Genomic DNA, 17290 nt, shown 5'->3' with positions numbered 1-17290 from the left:
AGATAGGCTCTTAGATGGGCATATATTTTGCATGACTAACCTGCACTATAACGTTGGTGGCTGTTTACAGGCTGATGCCCCCCATTATGTTGTGCGGCAGGCGGATACCCAGCTTTATGAGGCGTTACAAGCGCGGGAATTTAGCTATGTTTTCAGTGCCCGCCAGATGGGTAAATCATCCCTATTGGTGCGAGTACGGCGAAAATTGCAACAAACTGGAGCCCGCTGTGCCTATGTTGATATGACTCGGCTGGGTAGTACTGGTCTGATTCAAACCCAATGGTATGCCGGGGTAAGCATGAGTGTGCTGGAAAGTCTCGGGTTGGGGCGACAGAAAGAGTTTTGCCAATGGTGGCAGGCCAACGAAACATTAACCCTAGTACAACGGCTCAATCAACTGGTAGAGGAACTTTTACTCCCTGACCTTGAAGGGCCTCCCCTATATATCTTCATCGATGAACTTGACAGTCTCCTCAGCCTCGATTTTTCTACCGACGATTTTTTTGCCTGGATGCGTGCTTGCTATAACCAGCGGGCCCATGACCCCCGTTACCGTCGTTTAACCTTTGGGCTATTCGGTGTGACCACCCCCTCCGACCTAATCGCTGATAAGCAACGGACGCCGTTTAACCTAGGCCGTGCCATTCCCCTAACGGGTTTTAGTCTATCTGAGAGTCAGCCCCTTCAACCTGGTTTAGAGCCCTGGGTCAGTGATCCCGAGCAGGTATTAAAGTGCATTCTCGCTTGGACAGGTGGGCAACCCTTTTTAACCCAAAAGCTCTGTGACCTGGTAGTCCAGACTGCGCAACAGGCTGATCAGGTGCCGTTAGCGTTATCAGCAGGGATGGTCGAAGTTTGGGTTGAAGGCATTGTGCGATCGCACCTCATCGAAAACTGGGAATCTCAGGATGAGCCTATTCATTTACGTACTATCCGCGATCATCTATTTTGGCGTGAAAATCGCACAGGTCGTTTACTCGGTATTTATCGACAACTGCTGCAGGAGGAACCTGTCTATACCGATGACAGCCGTGAACAAACCGATTTAGTCCTCTCGGGATTAGTCGTTCGTCAGGGAAATCAACTCACCATCAAGAACCGCATTTACCAGCAGGTTTTTAGCCTCAACTGGGTTGACCGTCAACTCCATCAGCTGCGCCCATACGCTAATATCCTGGAGCAATGGTTGGCCTTGGGTCGTCAAGATAAATCCTATCTATTACAGGGGCAATCCCTGCGAGATGCTGAACAGTGGGCCAGAGACAAAAGCCTGAGTGATGTAGATTATCAGTTTTTAGCGGCCAGTCAGGATATTGAACGGCAACGGATTCAGGCAGCACTTAATGCTCAACAAGAGAGTGAACGCTTTTTTCGGCAGTTGGCGGAGGCGGTTCCTCAGATTGTGTGGATTGTTGAACCGGATGGTAATCTCTCCTATGCCAACCAACAGGGCCATGATTTTTCGGGTCTGTCCCTCCAAGATCTGGCTGGCGCCCAGCGGCATAGTCTGATCCATCCCGACGATCTTCATGCCAGCTTAGCGGCTTGGGACCGGGCTTTTGCCACCAAGCAAGCCTATGAAGTACAGCTGAGGATACAGGACGCCCAGGGACAATATCGGTGGTTTTTAAATCGAGCGGTGCCCATTTGTGACCATAACGGAGAAGTGATCAAATGGTTTGGGACAAGTACCGACCTCGATGAAGTCAAACGTAAGGAGGAAGCAAAACGGCTACGGGAAGTAGAAGCCCGCCTCGTTGAACAGGAAAAACGGCAGCGCCTGCAACGCTGGTTACTCGGCTCAGTCAGTGCCGCTTTTTTAATTTCCAGTACATTGGCTGTCTTTGCATGGCACCAAAAGCATCAGTTTGCTCTGCAAGAAATTGCGGCGATCGCCAATCAATCTGAGGCCCAGTTCGCCTCGGAAAATCGACTCGATGCTCTGGTGACGGCCCTCCAAGCCCAAAGCCGTCTCGAAACACTCTGGCGACCCCCCAGTCAGTTAATAAACCAGGTTGAACAGAACCTACGCAGAGCGACGTTTCAAGCGATGGAACGTAACCGGATAGATACAGATTTGGGTATCATTCTCGGTCTGGCGTTAAATCCCATCGATGGACGCATTGCCTCGACCCATCCTCAGGGGGAAATCGCACTCTGGCATGCGGATGGTACAAAGATTAAAACTTTGATTGGACACGAGGGGGAAGTTCACGACGCAGCGTTTACACCGGATGGTCAGCGCTTGGTTTCTATAGGTAAAGATGGCACCCTGCGACTATGGACAGCGGCTGGTCTGCCGCTCAAAACAATTAAGGGGCATCAGGGAAGAGGGATGGCCCTCGATATCAGCCCTGATGGACAATGGATTGCCACCGCCAGCGAAGATAATACCGTCAAACTCTGGACGATAGAGGGGAAACTAGTGAATACCTTTATAGGACATCAGGATTTTGTATGGGATGTGGCCTTCGGTCCCGATAGCCAAACCCTCGCCTCTGCTAGCTGGGACAATACCCTTATTCTTTGGAATTTAGAGGGTAAAAAATTACAAACATTGTCTAATCCCATAGAAAGTAATCGTGTGGAAAATCGCCTCGTCAGTGTGACGTTTAGCACCAATGGGCAAACCTTAGTCGCCGGGGATTGGTATGGCAATCTGATTTGGTGGTATCCAGATGGGAGAGTGCAGCAAAGCCGTTCTGCCCACAGTAGCGCAATTGTTGATCTCAGTTTCAGTTCTGACGGAACTACCCTTGCGTCTTCTAGTTGGGATAATCATGTGCTGCTCTGGGATCAAGCTGGTCACCTAATTAAAAGCCTGACAGGACATGTCACCGGCACTTGGGAAACGAACTTCACCGCTGATAGTCAACAACTGATCTCAGGGGGCGGAGATGCTATCCTCCGCACTTGGCAACTGCAGCCTAATAGTTTGACGGTTCTGCGGGGCCATCAATCATCGGTATGGGGGGTCGACATTGCCTCCGATGGCACGATCTTTTCTGCTAGTGCTGACAACACTATTAAGCATTGGACTATGGCTGGACAACTGCGACAAACCTTAGCGTTAAACGCCGGCGCCAGTGGTGAAGTATGGTCAGTCGCTGTGAGTCCGGATGGGCAGGTGATCGCCGGGGCTCATAATGATGGTCACTTAAGCTTATGGGGCAGGGATGGTCAATTACAAACAACAATCAACGCCCATGGAGATGTGGTATTTGATGTGGCTTTTAGTCCTAGCGGTGATGAGCTCGCAACAGCCAGTTGGGATGGTTCAATAAAGCTATGGCATCAAAATGGCACCTTGATACAGACGTTGACAAAAGGTCGAGGTCGAATACATACTGTTGCGTTTAGCTTGGACAATCAATGGATTGCCGCCGCAGGAGAAAAACAAAAGCTGTGGCTGTGGCAGCGGGATGAGACAGGTCATTTTTCACTGCAACCTCAACTTGTCCTTGAGGGTCATCACGATAAAATTTTGGAGGTGGCCTTCAGTCCAGATAGTCAGATGGTGGCGACAGCGAGTGAAGATAGAACCGCCAAGATCTGGAGTCTAGATGGCACACTATTACAGACCCTTGAGGATCATAAAAAGCGGGTAAACACGGTGACCTTTATCCCCACCAACACCGGTCTACCAGCGGAGTGGGGGACAGTTATTGTGACCGGCAGTTGGGATAGCACCATTAAATTGTGGAGCCTAGATGGTAGTCTGCGGCTTACCCTAGAGGGCCATGAGGACCGCGTTTTGGATGTTGCCTTACGCTTTATGGAGGCGAATCAAAGTCCCTTGTTGGTCTCCGGTGGTTTAGATGATGTCGTGATTCTCTGGGAAATCGACCGATTAATTAACATGGAGCAGATTGTGGCTTACGGTTGTGCCTGGGTACAGCCCTATCTTCATCAAATTGATAGTAAGTTTAGTCACCAACAACTTTGTCAAGATGATTAGCTCACCAGATGATGAATTAAGTTGTCATTAGCAAACTTGATAATACAAAGCTTTTGATTTAATGCTTGTCAACAATACTTGCTTTTGAGTTTGATCAAGTCATTAGGCTTGGGATTCGGTATTTAAGAGGGAAAAGCATTCTTCTAAGGAGGCGCGTTCAGCCATTGCAGTGACCAAATTTTGGTAAGCGTCTTGGTGGCGATCCAAAAGGTTTTTCGCTTGGAGTAGGGCCCATTGCTCCCGTTGTTGGTAGCTGGTGACAGAAATGCCGAGTTTGGCTAACAGTTGGCGGAGTTGGTGGCGGTCGTTGGCTCCCCCCAGGGCTTTTCCGTAGATACTCGTTTCAGCGGCGATGCCCGCCATGAGGGTGGTGCTGAGACGTTCGAGTAAAAGATTCATCTGCTGGGGATTTTTGAGGGAAGCTTCGACGCTTTCGAGATCAAAACTGACGCCTCCCTGGCCCATTTGGCCCTGCTTAATCGCTTCCCAAGGGGTAAGGCTGTAGCCCGTAATCGGAATGCTGAGGAGATAACCCGCCAAGAAATGGCCCGCTTCGTGGTGCAAAATGCGTTGGCGCTGTTCGGCGGGGGTAAACAAATCAAGGAATAAGGTCATGCCTCGCCCTTGCCAATTGAACGTATCCACGGTGGCAAAGGCCATCACGGCAGCGGTAATGCCAGCGGGGACAAAGGGAGACAACTGAAAAATCCCTCCCAAAAGGCTGGTCATGGTCATCAAGAAAACACCGATGGCGATTAGGTTAAGGGCGGTTTGTTGCATGGCACTGGGTTGGTCAATTGATTGGCTACGGCGAGGGCGGTTGCGTCTTCAAGGTAGCGAAATCGGCGGGGGTGTTGCAATTAAAGAGCATTGCTGGGTTGGCGATCGCCAGCGGGAAAACAGGCACAGTGGCTAACCATTTTTGAAAAGAGCACCCCCCTTGATCGATAAATTGTTGGAGCGAAGTTTGGGCCGTATTGCGATAGAAACCACAACAGGGCTCATAAAATTGCCCCTGATTGACGAGGGCGGCTGTGTACCTTGTGGGAATTTCGTCTAGTTGCTGAATCCATTGCTCTAATTGCCCCTGATCAAGCTTGGGTAAGTCACAGGCGAGCAGTAAAACCCAGCCCTGGAGATTGAGGGTTTTCATACCCTGATGTAAAGCAACGAGTCCCCCCTGTTGAGCCGGATCATCGAGCCAGTGGACAGTGGCGCTGAGATAGGGTTGGTAGCGATCGCGCCAGGGGGTCAAGAGATAAATTTCGTCACTGAGGGCCGTGGCTATCTCAAGGGTACGCCGGAGCAGGGTTTGTTCACCCCATTGCAAAAGGGCTTTGTCGGTGCCCATGCGCTGGCTTTTCCCACCAAGCAAAATAAATATTGGCACAGAATTAGGCATGGAGGGGCTGGAGGGCGGCCATCAAGGCTTGAACTTTGCTGAGGTCTTTAATGCCGGGGGACAGTTCTACGCCGCTCGATAGGTCAATGCCATCGGGATGCAGTTGGCCCAGGGCGACGGCAATATTATCGGGATTGAGCCCCCCCGCGAGGAACCAAGGAATTGCTGGGCGAAATTGGCGCAGATCATCCCAATTAATCTGGTGGCCCGTCCCGCCGAGTTGTTGGGGATCGTAGGCATCGAGGAGCAGCGCATCGACCACGGTTTCATATTGTTTCGCCCGGGCCAAAGAATGGCGATCGCGGATTCGCAGGGCTTTAATAATTTCGAGGTCGGGCCGTTGCTGGCGGAGTTGCTGGCACAACTCTGGGGATTCATCGCCGTGGAGTTGGGCGGTGGTGAGGTTGCCCTGACTAATGATTTCCAGCATTTCAGGCAATGTCTGGTTCGCGAAAACACCCACTTTGCCAATGTGCGCGGGCAAGGCTTCCGTCAGGGCTGCCAGTTGGGTGGGCGTCACATACCGGGGCGATTTTTGGACACAAATAAATCCCAGATCCGTTACTCCCACCTTGGCGATCGCCTGGGCCTGATCTATCTGGGTCAGCCCACAAATTTTTATCCGCATGAAAGTTCTCTACGCCATAACCATGGTGCGAATTTAGCACAACACCACAAAAAAAAGAGGCGGCGATCGCCCCTAATCATGTTTGAAATCTTTGTAACTAGAGCTCTGGGGCCATAGAGATTACTTTTATTCCAGCAGATCACAGGCCTCTGGCTTCAGATCCCGTTCCATCAACATTGTCACCGCTTCCATGGGCGTAATTTTCCCCTTGAGAAGACGATAAACTTGCCGGGAAATGGGGATCGGAATTTCCTCACGGTTAGCCAGATCAAGCAATACGGCGGTGGTATTTACCCCTTCGGCGGTACTCCCCAGCTCTTCGAGAATCTGTTCGAGGGATTTGCCCTGGGCCAGACCGTAGCCCACGCGATAGTTGCGACTGAGGGGACTGGTACAAGTAGCAAGCATATCTCCCAGCCCTGCAAGACCCAGGAAGGTTTCCGGCTGGGCTCCCAGGTGCGCCCCTACGCGAATCATCTCCGGTAACGCCCGCGTAATTAAAGCTGATTTGGCATTGGTGCCGAGCTTGAGGCCTTCGCAGACCCCTACGGCGATCGCCATGACATTTTTCAGAGTGCCGCCTAATTCAGTGCCCAGGGGATCGTTGTTGGTGTAGACCCGGAAACAGTCGGACGCAAACACTTCTTGGACAGTTTCTGCGGCCTCTAGGTCAGTGCTGGCTACTACCGTCGCGGCGGGCAAACCAGCTTCAATTTCCTTCGAGAGGTTCGGCCCCGATAACACGACTACTGGGTGGTCAGGGAAAGTTTCTTGCCAAATTTGAGACGGAGTCCGGGTGGTCTTGGGATCTAAACCCTTGGTGGCCGTCACAATAATTGCCTTGGCGGGGAGGGAAATCGCCTTGAGTTGCTCTGCTACATCGGATACCCCCTTCATGGAGATGGCCGAAATGATGATGTCAGCGTCGGCGATCGCCTCTTCGAGAGAAAGCTCACCCCGGCGCGACCAGAGCCGCAGATCATGGTCATTCACGGCGGCTAGGGTGGCGAGGGCGGAACCCCAGGCCCCAGTCCCCAGCATGGCAATGGTTTTACGGTTTGTATTCACAGACTTTAGACGTATTGTCGGGACAACAGTATTAAGGGATTGGGCGTCTTGGTCAAGGTCATTGGGAGAAATGGTTGTCATCTATCTTCTCAGAAAAATCGGGTCTAACAAACTTGAGTCGGGAACGAGAACAACGCCAACCGCCTACCGGTGAAGTTGTTTGCTTTAGTGTAAGTAAGAATCTACGGCAAAACCGTTAGGAATAAACTTCTGTTTTTGAGGCCTGGGCCTGGGCCTCAATGCGATAGTCAGGCAGACAATTCTGTTCAATGAAGGTTTTGTAATCGGCCACTTGGCGATCGCCTTCGGCATCATCCCAACCACAGTGGGTTTTGAGGGTCTCCACGAGGGTCGGCAGGGCATCATAGCCGTAGTTCGCCAACATCGCGAGGGTGGTGCGGCGGCGGCAAATATCCTTGAGGTTATAGGCCAACTCAGAGCGCACCGCATAGACTGCTTGGGCCTTAATATCTGGGAGATAGGGCACTAGGCGATCGCCCAGGTCAGGGGCATCATCTACAAGGGCGAGGACTTCCGGGGCTTTAGCGCCATACATCCGGAACAGATGTTGGATCGTGGTGCGATCAACCGTGGGCGTATAACGACGGATCATGGTCTCAATGATGTGGGAATCGGCGGCGATCGCCCCCGGTAAAGTCCGTTTGCGGGTGGGACAAGGGGGAGCGGGACGATTCAACTTGCGGTAGACCAAATCCACCATTTCTTCGCCCACTTGCCGATAGGTGGTTAGTTTTCCGCCAATTAGGGAAATAAGATTTCTTGCCCCTTCAGGACTATGGTCAAACAAAATATGACTGCGGGTAATGCTGCCGGGTTTTTTGTCCCCCACATAGGGTAAGGGCCGCACCCCGGAATAGGTAAAGCGAATATCAGCCCGACTGAGCTGGGCCGATGGTAACACTCGGTTGGTTTCGGCGAGGAGATAATCGATTTCGTCGTTGTCGGCCTTCACATGATCGAGGCTCCCGGTATATTTCAGATCCGTGGTGCCAATGAGGTATTTACCCAACCAAGGAATGATGAAATAGGGGCGATTATCGCTGGCCGCTTCCACATAGAGGGCCGCTTGGGGAGCTCCAGGAAATGGATCAACGACAATGTGGCTTCCCTTGGTACCACCCATTTTTTGTTCTGTGCCGATGGGTTTAGCTTCGCCGGCGGCGCGGCCTAACTGACAGACTTCATCAACCCAGGGGCCGGAGGTATTTACGACCATGCTGCCTTTAGTTTGAACCGTAAAGGTTTGGCCCGTGAGTTGATCTTCACAGGCGATCGCCTGAATTGTAGCGGTATTCTCATCCCGTTGGAGAGCTGTGACGGCGGTGTAATTTAAAACCGTGGCCCCCGCTGCCTGGGCATCCAAAATATTTTCTAAACAGAGTCGCTCGGCGTATTCTACCTGGCCGTCGTAATATTGGGCGGCCCCAACCACATCCTGCGATCGCACCGTGCGGAAAAGATTCTGGAACTTGCGGGCGCTCAACATCCGGTGGGAGGGTACCGTTTTATCAAAACTCAAAATATCGTAGAGCAACATCCCTGCTTGGATGAGCCAGTAGCCCCGGGCCGCCCCTTTGTAGAGGGGGATCGTCATTTGAAGGGGTTGCACCAGGTGGGGCGCGGTACGCAGGAGCACTTCTCGCTCGTGGAGGGACTCCCGCACCAAATGAAACTCTAAATACTCTAGGTAACGGAGGCCCCCATGGATCAGACGGGTAGACCAACTGGTGGTGCCACTGGCGAAATCTTCCTTTTCAATGAGCAAGGTTTTTAAGCCCCGTAAGGCCCCGTCCCGGGCGATCCCAGCGCCATTAATGCCGCCACCAATGATGATTAGATCGTAGGTTGTGTTTTGAATGGTTTGAAAATCTCGCATTATTCAGGTTGGGAATTAGGGTCAAACTTGTGCGGTTAGTTGGCTTGGGTCATGACTGGTGCAATCCACCGTTTTTGTCTCACTACCCAACCCAGGGGATTTTGATGGCGGCGATCGCCTCTCCCCCAGGTTAAGACCTAGACGGGGGTCGGCTCCTTACCCAGGACTGCCGTTGCTTTGGCTTCCCGGAACATATGATTGGCCCACTGCTGCACGTCATAGCGTTGGATCGCCTGGTACATACTCTTCATGCGCCGTTGTTGTTCCTCGACGGGCATGGCCAGGGCTTGATCAATGGATTCATCCATCCGCTTCGCCGCGTAAGGATTGGTGAGGATCGCATCGGGCAGTTCCACCGCTGATCCCGCAAATTCTGACAGGATCAAGACCCCATCATCGCAACCATGGGCGACCACATACTCTTTGGCGACCAGATTCAAGCCATCCCGCAGCGGCGTAATCCAGGCAATATCTGCGGCCCCAAAGAAACCGAGAAGTTCCTCGTAGGAGAGGGCACTGGTAAAGAGCAAAATCGGAGTCCAGTTCAACTTGGCAAAGCGACCATTGATCCGACCTACGAGTCGCTCAATTTCACTTTGGGCGTTTTTATAAACTCTCATCCCAGAGGCAGCCTTGGCCGCGGCAACCACCAGATTCACCTTGGTTTGCAACTCCGGTCGCCGTTCTAGTAGGCGTTCATAGCAGACCAACATTTCCTTGGTGCCCTTCACGTAGTCCACCCGTCCAGCGGACAAAATCAGCTTGTTGCTGCCTAGTTCTTCCCGGATTTTGCGAATTCGCTCCTGGGTACTGGCTTTCTCTACTTGGGCGCGGATCTGGGTGGGGTTTGTGCCCACGGGGAAAGCATCCAAATTCACCAGGTGATCTTTGTATTTCAACTGGGTGGTAATTTCGGGTTCTGCGAGGGCGGTACCCACCGCAGTAAAGGCATGCTCATCGACGGGCACTTGGCGGGTAATTTCGACCTTGCGCAAACTCCGGGCGACGGCGACAAAATTTTGCACATAGCGGGGCAGATGGAAGCCACACAGGTCACAGCAGAGGAGACTATCTACGATCGCTTCACGCCACGGCAGAATGTTAAAAATATCAACACTCGGAAATGGCGTGTGGTGGAAAAAGGCAATTTTAGCGTTGGGTTTCTTCTGGCGGATGAAGTAGGGGGTCAGCCAGAGATTGTAATCATGGACCCAAAAGAGGGCGTCATCGTCGGCATCTTCGCAGGCAGCCTCGGCAAACATCTCGTTGATTTGTTTGAAGTTTTCCCAGTCCGAGGAGTCGTAGGTAAACTGCCAGGGGAAGGAGTGCAGAATCGGCCAGAAGGCTTCTTTTGAGGTGATGTGATAGAAATTTTTAACCTGGTCGGCGGACAAGGGGATACGGTGAACCACGGAGTTTTCCTGACCGGGAAATGCCATCTTGGCTTGGAAATTTTCTTGTTGTTTGCCAGAGATTTGTTTCCAAGCGACCCAGGTGCTTTGTTCGGCATTGGCAAAGAAGCTTTTGAGGGTCGGCATGATCCCGTTAGGGCTTGTTTTGTCACGGTAGAAGGTTTTACCGTTTTCGCGCACCTCATCATAGGGTTCCCTATGGTAGAGAATGACGAGAGAAGATTTCATTAAGACCTCCAGGGGTTGGTATGGTTCAGATAAAAAAAGGCCGCTTGCGGTAACAATGGGCCTGTGTCCAGCAGATGTTGTGGGCCGGGGGCACCGGGTAAAAATGATTTGCAACCTGGATCTTGGGGGGCAAACCGTTGGCGATCGCCGTTACACAGTACCCAAATCAACCATTGGCTCTAGCCTTGAACTCACTCCCCACAACCAGAGGCACAACACTGGGGCAATGCTCACCAACAAATATTTAGAGGCCCAGTGTAAAGGGCGTTGCCATTATTTCCCGACGAACGGCAAATTTAGTGGGGAAGCTCACCTGGGGAAGCTGGGTTTCAAAACTTCCGAGGGCTTGTTTCATGGGCCGTAAAAACTACAAAAATGGTCGATAAATGGCCATCGTATTCAATTGGACACTTTTTCATTATAACATTTTTCTCAGTTTATGTTTTTGGCTGAGTTAGTGATGGCTTGCCGGAGGGAAAGATAATGATTTATTATGGGTGGGACTTTTTATTTAAACGGTTATCTGTGGGGTGAAAGCCCGTCGAAAGGTTAATCTTTCGGGCAAAACTTAATCTTAAATTAAGGTGGTTTTAAGCTCAAAAAATCGATGCATCACAAAGATTCCTGATGCTTTCTGAAGTAATTAAGGTATGAATAGCCGCATTTTAAAGTGATTTTTTGGGGGCGATCGCCGATAAATTGATAGTCGAAAAAATAATTTGATTCTGTCAGGATATATTGATTTATCTCATCGACTCATCAGTTATCTTTGCTGTTTTGCGATCAAAAGATAAGTCATTCGGCAGATGCGAGGATGCATGGGTTGGCAATGGGCGATCGCCCCAGGCACCCGATCCGATGAATTAGTTGTTGTTACGGTTACTTAGATAGTGAATACGGCCTCTCAAATTCAGCTTAGCGAAGCAGACACCCAAATTTTGTTAGATTGGGCAGCCCAAGTGACCCATTCCAATGAAAGTTATTTCCACAAGGGGCAACGCCTCGCCAAACGCTTGGGGGCCCATTACCGGGCGGATGGCCTCACGGAGATCGGTTTCTGGACACCGGAACTGGCAGGGGAAGTGATCCAAACAAACCGCGACATCTTCTTGGAAGTCTTTACCCCCCTCGAAGCGGTGGACTTTAGCGCCCCCAGCCAAACCATTAAGTGCCGCCGGGACTGTGTAGAACTCAAACAGCAGGGGGAATTCTGTTGGGGTGTGGTTGCGGGGATGCACCCAGGCACGAGGGAGCAAATGGGCTCTCTGTATTGGTTGCGCTACTGCGATCGCCTCCAGAATGAAATTTCGATCATCCGCGACGTTTTGGCCTATTCTCTGCCCTATGGGGTTTTTGGGCCAGCGGAACTCTACGACATGGACAGCCTCCAGGGGCAACGAACAGACCTTGCCTATTTTGAGGCCCATTCGACCCCCCTCGACCCCGACCAAGCCCCCTGGGAACGGCCGATCCTCGATGATGCCAATGAAGTGCTGCCCCGGGTGCCAGCCCCTTTAAATATTTTGCAGGTTCACCTCAAAACAGCCTCCCCCGAAGGAACCCTGGCGGGCCTGACCCAAGTTTACCAGCGTCTCTCGGAAAAGATTGCTGCCGGAGAACCCCTCACCGCTGCCGAACAAAATTATGTCGGTTACGACGCGCTGCAATTGCTCCCCATTGAACCCACCATTGAATATCGCCTTGAGGGGGACAACCGCCACCACGAATTTTTTGCGATCGCCCCCAATGAAGCTATTGAAACCGGAGAAATGGCCTGTGGCCTCGAAGTAGAAGTCACCCTCCGCAAGGCCAAAACCCAAAATTGGGGCTATGATGTGCCGATTTTAGGGTCGGCGGCGACCAACCCAACGATCCTCAGTAGCCTCCGTCCCGATGAATTGGTGGACTTTATCAGTACCCTCCATAATTTTGCGGAGGGGCCGATCCAAATTATTTATGATCTGGTCTATGGCCACGCGGACAATCAATCGTTGGAGCTCCTGAACAATCAGTACCTCAAAGGCCCAAATATGTACGGGCAGGATCTGAACCACCAATTACCCCAGGTGCGGGCGATCCTTCTAGAGTTGCAACGGCGACGCATTAACTCCGGGGCTGACGGTATTCGCATTGATGGCGGGCAAGATTTTCGCTTCTTTAATCCCCTTTCCGGTCGCGTTGAGCAGGATGATGCTTATCTGTTGGCGATGAGTGATGTGATTCAGGATATTGGCGATCGCCAACGGTTACTCTTTACTATTTTTGAGGACGGTCGGCCCTGGCCCGAAGAAGGTTGGGAAAATTCTTCAACCTATCGCGATTTGATTGAATTGCGCCCAGAATCCTACCAGTGGGGGCCATTGATTTTTGCCCACAATACACCCACCATCGAAGGGTTTTGGGATTACAAATGGAACCGCATTATTGAAGTGATGTTCCAAGGCGATCGCTGGATCACCGGTTGTGCCAACCACGATACGGTGCGTCGGGGGAACCAAATCGATGCCCAAGCCGCCGCCATTAACTGGCATTTGGGCGCGACCCTCAACGAAGTTATTTTAAATGCCTACGATAATCCGGCGACTACCCTCTGGGTCTATGGCTTTATGCCCGGCCTGCCGATGGATTTTATTAATTCTTTGATGCGGGCACCCTGGGGCTTTTTCCGCAATACTGACGAACTTTATGGGGTCAAAGTCGCGGCGGAAGAAGTGGGCTTTTTGGACTGGCAGATTACTCCTGAATTATTTGCTAAACCCTGGGCCTTTCGGCATCTCAAACAGTTGGGCTTTGAGGATCTAGATTTTCTGAAGCGGTTTATGCGCGCCTTGAACGAGGCGATGATCGTCACAGATTACGATTTACAGAAAACCGCCGATCTGTGCCAACGCTGTATCGGCAATCCCGACGGGGTCTGTGAAGTTAAACCGATGCAAGAAATTGGGGAGTCCGATCACCAGGCTTTCCTCGACCATTTAACGGTGCCGAAACTGAAGACCATTGCCATGGCGTTTATGGAGGATGGCCACGAAACCTGTCGGGTTTCCCATTATCTCGACCGGGTTGATCCCGCCCAGACAGAATTTAATTTAGCCCTGCGGGAATATCGTCGCGCTCACCCTTGGCTGCGAGAAAATCTCCAGGAAGGCGATCGCTTTAATCGTCTCAGCAACGAAGAACACACAATCTTTTACGGTTTGCGCACGGAACCTCTTGCCGAAGAGAACGATCAAACCCCAGAGCAAATCGTGATGGTGACCCACATGGGCGGCGAACCAACCACCATTACCCTCGGTGATTGGCTCCAGTTGGATCTTTCTGAATGGCGTGTGGCGATCGCCACCCCTGGTTTAGACATTGGTCAAACAGAAGATGCGCTGAAGATCTTTGAATTAAAAGATAGCCAAGGCCTCGTTCTTGAGCGTATTTTTGACGAGTAAAAGCTAATGGTCTTGTTAGATCATTAATCCTAGAACCATCGAATGATGTTGCAAAATCAGAAAAGATAGGTTGCAGATAGTCCATAATGATCTGACAAGTCACGCACCATTGTTCCACCAAATAAATTCAAGAAATCACCTTTCCCTGGCAGTTCATACTGGGAGGTTGTACGAAACTTTGTAAGATCAAGTGTTGTGCGATTCGGTTGAATACTTTCATTACTGACTAATACATAGTCTAGCCATTCAGATGGATCATTTGGATAGCGATATTTTGCGAGATCATTCATGCGAGGATCAAAAGTATAACCCTGGGGAATATTTCCTAAAAACTGAGCATTTAAAGTCTCAAGAGCATTGTCATATTCAGCAGTTTGATAATTAAAGTTCAGGTCACCAGCGATAATGATTGCTTCCCCTCGTGCTTGTGCACCCCCTGTTTTTTGATTAATAAAAGTCTCCAATTGCCTTAATTGATTTGCTCTGACACCGCTATTTTCCGTATCTGCTTGTAGATGAGTCCCAAAAATATGATAGATGATCCCTTCTTTGTTAATTTTGGCGTACACAGCCCCCTTATTGGATTGACAATCAAAGCCACTACAATCAGAAAAAATAATCTGGTCAGTTGCCATGATCGGCCAACGACTTTGCAGATATACCCCACCATCTTCTAGTTTTCCATTATTTGTATCTACTACTTCAGTAGCAGAGAAATACCCCGCTTCTTTTAAACTGCGCGATAAGTTGTTTCGAGCTTCATTATCGAAGGCTTCATTAATGACAATGACATCCCATGGGTTTGAATTACGAATCGCTGTGGCAATTTCTTGGGCGCGGTAATTTTGCATGAGATTGCCTTGGCCGGGAATATTGCGGCTTAAGAGCATTACATTGTAATTGAGAATAGAGAAACTTTTGCTCTCAAGATTATTTGAAAATTCAAGCTGGCAGACAGACATAACCCCTGAAATCGTTGTCCACCAGTGACCAGTCCAGGTTCCTCCTTCTTCTTGGGCGAGTCGGGGACACTTGATATTCGCATCACTTTGATTCCAAATTGGTCCAGCTTCAACGGCGCGAATGGTATTTGCAGTTGCAGGTAAACTCAAAGAAAATAGGAGGCTAATCGTTGAAGTTGTGAAACAGGAAAAGAGAGCAAGTTTGTTAAACATAATTTTTGTCGCTTTGAATAGTAATTTTGTTGCTTTATCAAGGTGTATTTTGGAGTTGAATTTGACCTAAGTAATATTTGATCCGCTTACTTTGTGTTTGAGATGCTTACCGTAAAATACTTGATAAGTAAAATAGGCTCCTTGTTTTGAAGCCCTTAGATTACTAATTTGTCAATCGTCATATCCGGTATTAGCGGTAGAAAGAAGTCACAGCATATAGATCACTCTTCGGCTCGTTATTTTGTCCATAGGAGATCATCTTGCGGTAAACATCCAACTGAAGCTGAACATTCCGAGAGGGATCATTGAGATAGATAGACCAGTCGTCGCGTCCTGTTTCCTGGAAGGTAAATGTTACTTGACCGTTGGCATTGAACTCTTGCCAAACTCCGGGACTGGTTTCTCGTAGATGACCGTTTGCAAATCTCGCTAGGGTAATATCTGAGGCTGTAATCGGATATAGATCACTTTTCGGCCCGTTATTTTGCCCATAGAAGATCATCTTACGGTACAAATCTAACTGAAGCTGGACATTCCGAGAGGCGTCATTGAGATAAACAGACCAGTCGTCGCGTCCTGTTTCCTGGAAGGTGAATGTTACTTGACCGTTGGCATTGAACTCTTGCCAAACCCCAGAACTTGTTTCTTGCAGATAGCCATTCGCAAATTTGATCAGGGTTCCGGTTACGGCATTCGGTGTAGGGGTTGTTGGGTTTACGGGTGGCGTCGGGTTTGTGGGAGGTGCTGGCGTGGATGGTGTTTGACCAATGATTTGACCGCCTTGACCAGAGACAACCCAACCTGCTTGCAACCACTTGGGTAAATATTGACGACGAATCGTATCGACTTGGTCAGGATCAAGATGCGTAAACCATTCGTCTTCTAGAGTATCTAAGCCAATTGTTGTAATTGAACCATCTTCGTTGCGCTGAGGGATAACGAGGAAATCACCTGAACTAACGGGACGAATTTGCGCACCAACTTTGCGGATAGCACGACTTTCACCCGTAGAGGAGCGATACACCTGTTCAGCATAGGGAACTTCAAACGTTATCTTACGGATGATTGCTGTATGAGCTGGTGCCATAAATGCCCAATTAAATTCCGAAGCGCTCATTTTTTCCTGGGATTCGGAACTTGCTTCATTAATGGAACGTTGCCATTCTGCACGGGCCTCTGCCCCAAAGGTTCCAGCCACGGTCTCCGGACTTTCATAGGTGATCGAAATTCCAGCGCCGACGGTATTAGTCGTGTCTTTAGATACAGAAACGCCATCAACCCGACTCCAGCTTTCTGTAATGCGCATTACTTCCTGCTCAAGAGTACCTGGGTTATTGCTGAATTGGGCCAAAGTAATTCTGATCGGGTTATTCACAACGGGGCCAGCAGGCGTAACCGTTACCCTAGGCAGTGCTCCCCCTGTGCGATTGAAGGAGACGGGATCGTAATCTAAAAATTTGCGAATTGAGAATTCAGACCATCCGTCTGCATCATCTTTACGATTACAGGTGGTATCACGGTAAACCCGGACATAGTTGGCGGCCCATTTATCGGCTAGCCAGCCATCGACATCGATGGTGACTCTATTGATAAGGCCAATATCTAAGGTTTCATGGACAAATTCATCTAAATCATTATTTTCATGGCTACCTTGCAGTGTGAATTGTTCACTCGTGCCGTTTTCGCCGTGCATCGTCATGTAAATGGGATTATCTGTACCAGAGCCGGAATCTGTGTAAGTTTTGACAGAGATACAGTAGGGAATGGTGCTTTGGGCTTGGGCGGGTTGGACTGAACTAACTAGGCCAAGGGCAAGGAATGTGCCGAGGGCTGTCTTTTTGAGTAATGGAGAGTTATCGAAGTTAAACATGGGTTGTGAGGAGTAATAAAGTTAGCTTGCCTAGAAGTAGTGATAGCGATGGAGAGCTTATGCAGTTTGTAAAAAAATTGCAGCGATCAAACAACTCAGTTCGTCTTCAAAAATATTGCACTGACCCATTTCTAAGTAAGGACTCTTACGTCAAAATAGCCACTTGTCCAATTGTGTTAATTCTATAAAAATTTTCTCGTTAAGAGGCTTTA

General features: G+C 49.9%; 11 protein-coding genes. 3 read left to right on the top strand and 8 right to left on the bottom strand.

The genetic code is table 11. From position 1 onward, the window contains the following. Positions 1-31 precede the first annotated feature (31 nt). Positions 32-3958, top strand: coding sequence for an AAA-like domain-containing protein (locus AWQ24_RS14490; protein ID WP_065717230.1), 3927 nt, complete (start codon positions 32-34; stop codon positions 3956-3958). Positions 3959-4060: 102 nt separating this feature from the next. Here the strand turns inward: AWQ24_RS14490 and AWQ24_RS14485 are convergent, their stop codons facing one another. The 6 genes from AWQ24_RS14485 to ggpS all read right to left on the bottom strand — a co-directional run bounded on the left by AWQ24_RS14485 (position 4061) and on the right by ggpS (position 10593). Next, positions 4061-4738, bottom strand: a complete 678-nt coding sequence (locus AWQ24_RS14485; RefSeq protein ID WP_065717229.1) for an ATP-dependent Zn protease — start codon at positions 4736-4738, stop codon at positions 4061-4063. A gap of 25 nt (positions 4739-4763) precedes the next feature. Next, positions 4764-5360 (bottom strand): molybdenum cofactor guanylyltransferase, encoded by a 597-nt coding sequence (locus tag AWQ24_RS14480; RefSeq protein ID WP_065717228.1) that lies wholly within the window; start codon positions 5358-5360, stop codon positions 4764-4766. Further along, on the bottom strand, positions 5353-5988 hold the full coding sequence (locus tag AWQ24_RS14475) for a phosphoribosylanthranilate isomerase (protein ID WP_065717227.1): 636 nt from the start codon (positions 5986-5988) through the stop codon (positions 5353-5355). Before AWQ24_RS14475 ends, AWQ24_RS14480 begins: the two co-directional genes overlap by 8 nt. Before the next feature lie 126 nt (positions 5989-6114). Beyond that, positions 6115-7056, bottom strand: coding sequence for an NAD(P)H-dependent glycerol-3-phosphate dehydrogenase (locus AWQ24_RS14470; protein WP_339367123.1), 942 nt, complete (start codon positions 7054-7056; stop codon positions 6115-6117). A 196-nt stretch (positions 7057-7252) separates the two neighbouring features. Continuing rightward, a complete protein-coding gene (gene glpD / locus AWQ24_RS14465; RefSeq protein WP_065717226.1) occupies positions 7253-8953 on the bottom strand; it encodes a glycerol-3-phosphate dehydrogenase in 1701 nt (566 codons plus the stop codon). Positions 8954-9090: 137 nt separating this feature from the next. Continuing rightward, positions 9091-10593: a glucosylglycerol-phosphate synthase gene (gene ggpS / locus AWQ24_RS14460; protein ID WP_012308437.1), complete on the bottom strand. Its 1503-nt coding sequence runs from the start codon at positions 10591-10593 to the stop codon at positions 9091-9093. 103 nt (positions 10594-10696) lie between these two features. Between ggpS and AWQ24_RS14455 the strand changes: the two genes are divergently transcribed. Further along, a complete protein-coding gene (locus tag AWQ24_RS14455) occupies positions 10697-10957 on the top strand; it encodes a hypothetical protein (protein WP_157096878.1) in 261 nt (86 codons plus the stop codon). Between the two features lie 526 nt (positions 10958-11483). Beyond that, on the top strand, positions 11484-14033 hold the full coding sequence (gene gghA / locus AWQ24_RS14450) for a glucosylglycerol hydrolase (protein WP_198161490.1): 2550 nt from the start codon (positions 11484-11486) through the stop codon (positions 14031-14033). Positions 14034-14089: 56 nt separating this feature from the next. Here gghA and AWQ24_RS14445 read toward each other — a convergent pair whose 3' ends face one another. Together AWQ24_RS14445 and AWQ24_RS14440 are read right to left on the bottom strand one after the other, a co-directional pair. Continuing rightward, a complete protein-coding gene (locus AWQ24_RS14445; RefSeq protein ID WP_065717223.1) occupies positions 14090-15208 on the bottom strand; it encodes a mannan-binding protein in 1119 nt (372 codons plus the stop codon). A 190-nt stretch (positions 15209-15398) separates the two neighbouring features. Then, positions 15399-17078, bottom strand: a complete 1680-nt coding sequence (locus tag AWQ24_RS14440; protein ID WP_065717222.1) for a PLAT/LH2 domain-containing protein — start codon at positions 17076-17078, stop codon at positions 15399-15401. Positions 17079-17290: the final 212 nt, after the last annotated feature.

Source organism: Picosynechococcus sp. PCC 8807, assembly GCF_001693295.1.
Lineage (GTDB): Bacteria > Cyanobacteriota > Cyanobacteriia > Cyanobacteriales > MRBY01 > MRBY01.
The sequence above is the reverse complement of the archived record's forward strand: the minus strand, read 5'-3'. Positions and strand labels throughout refer to the sequence as shown.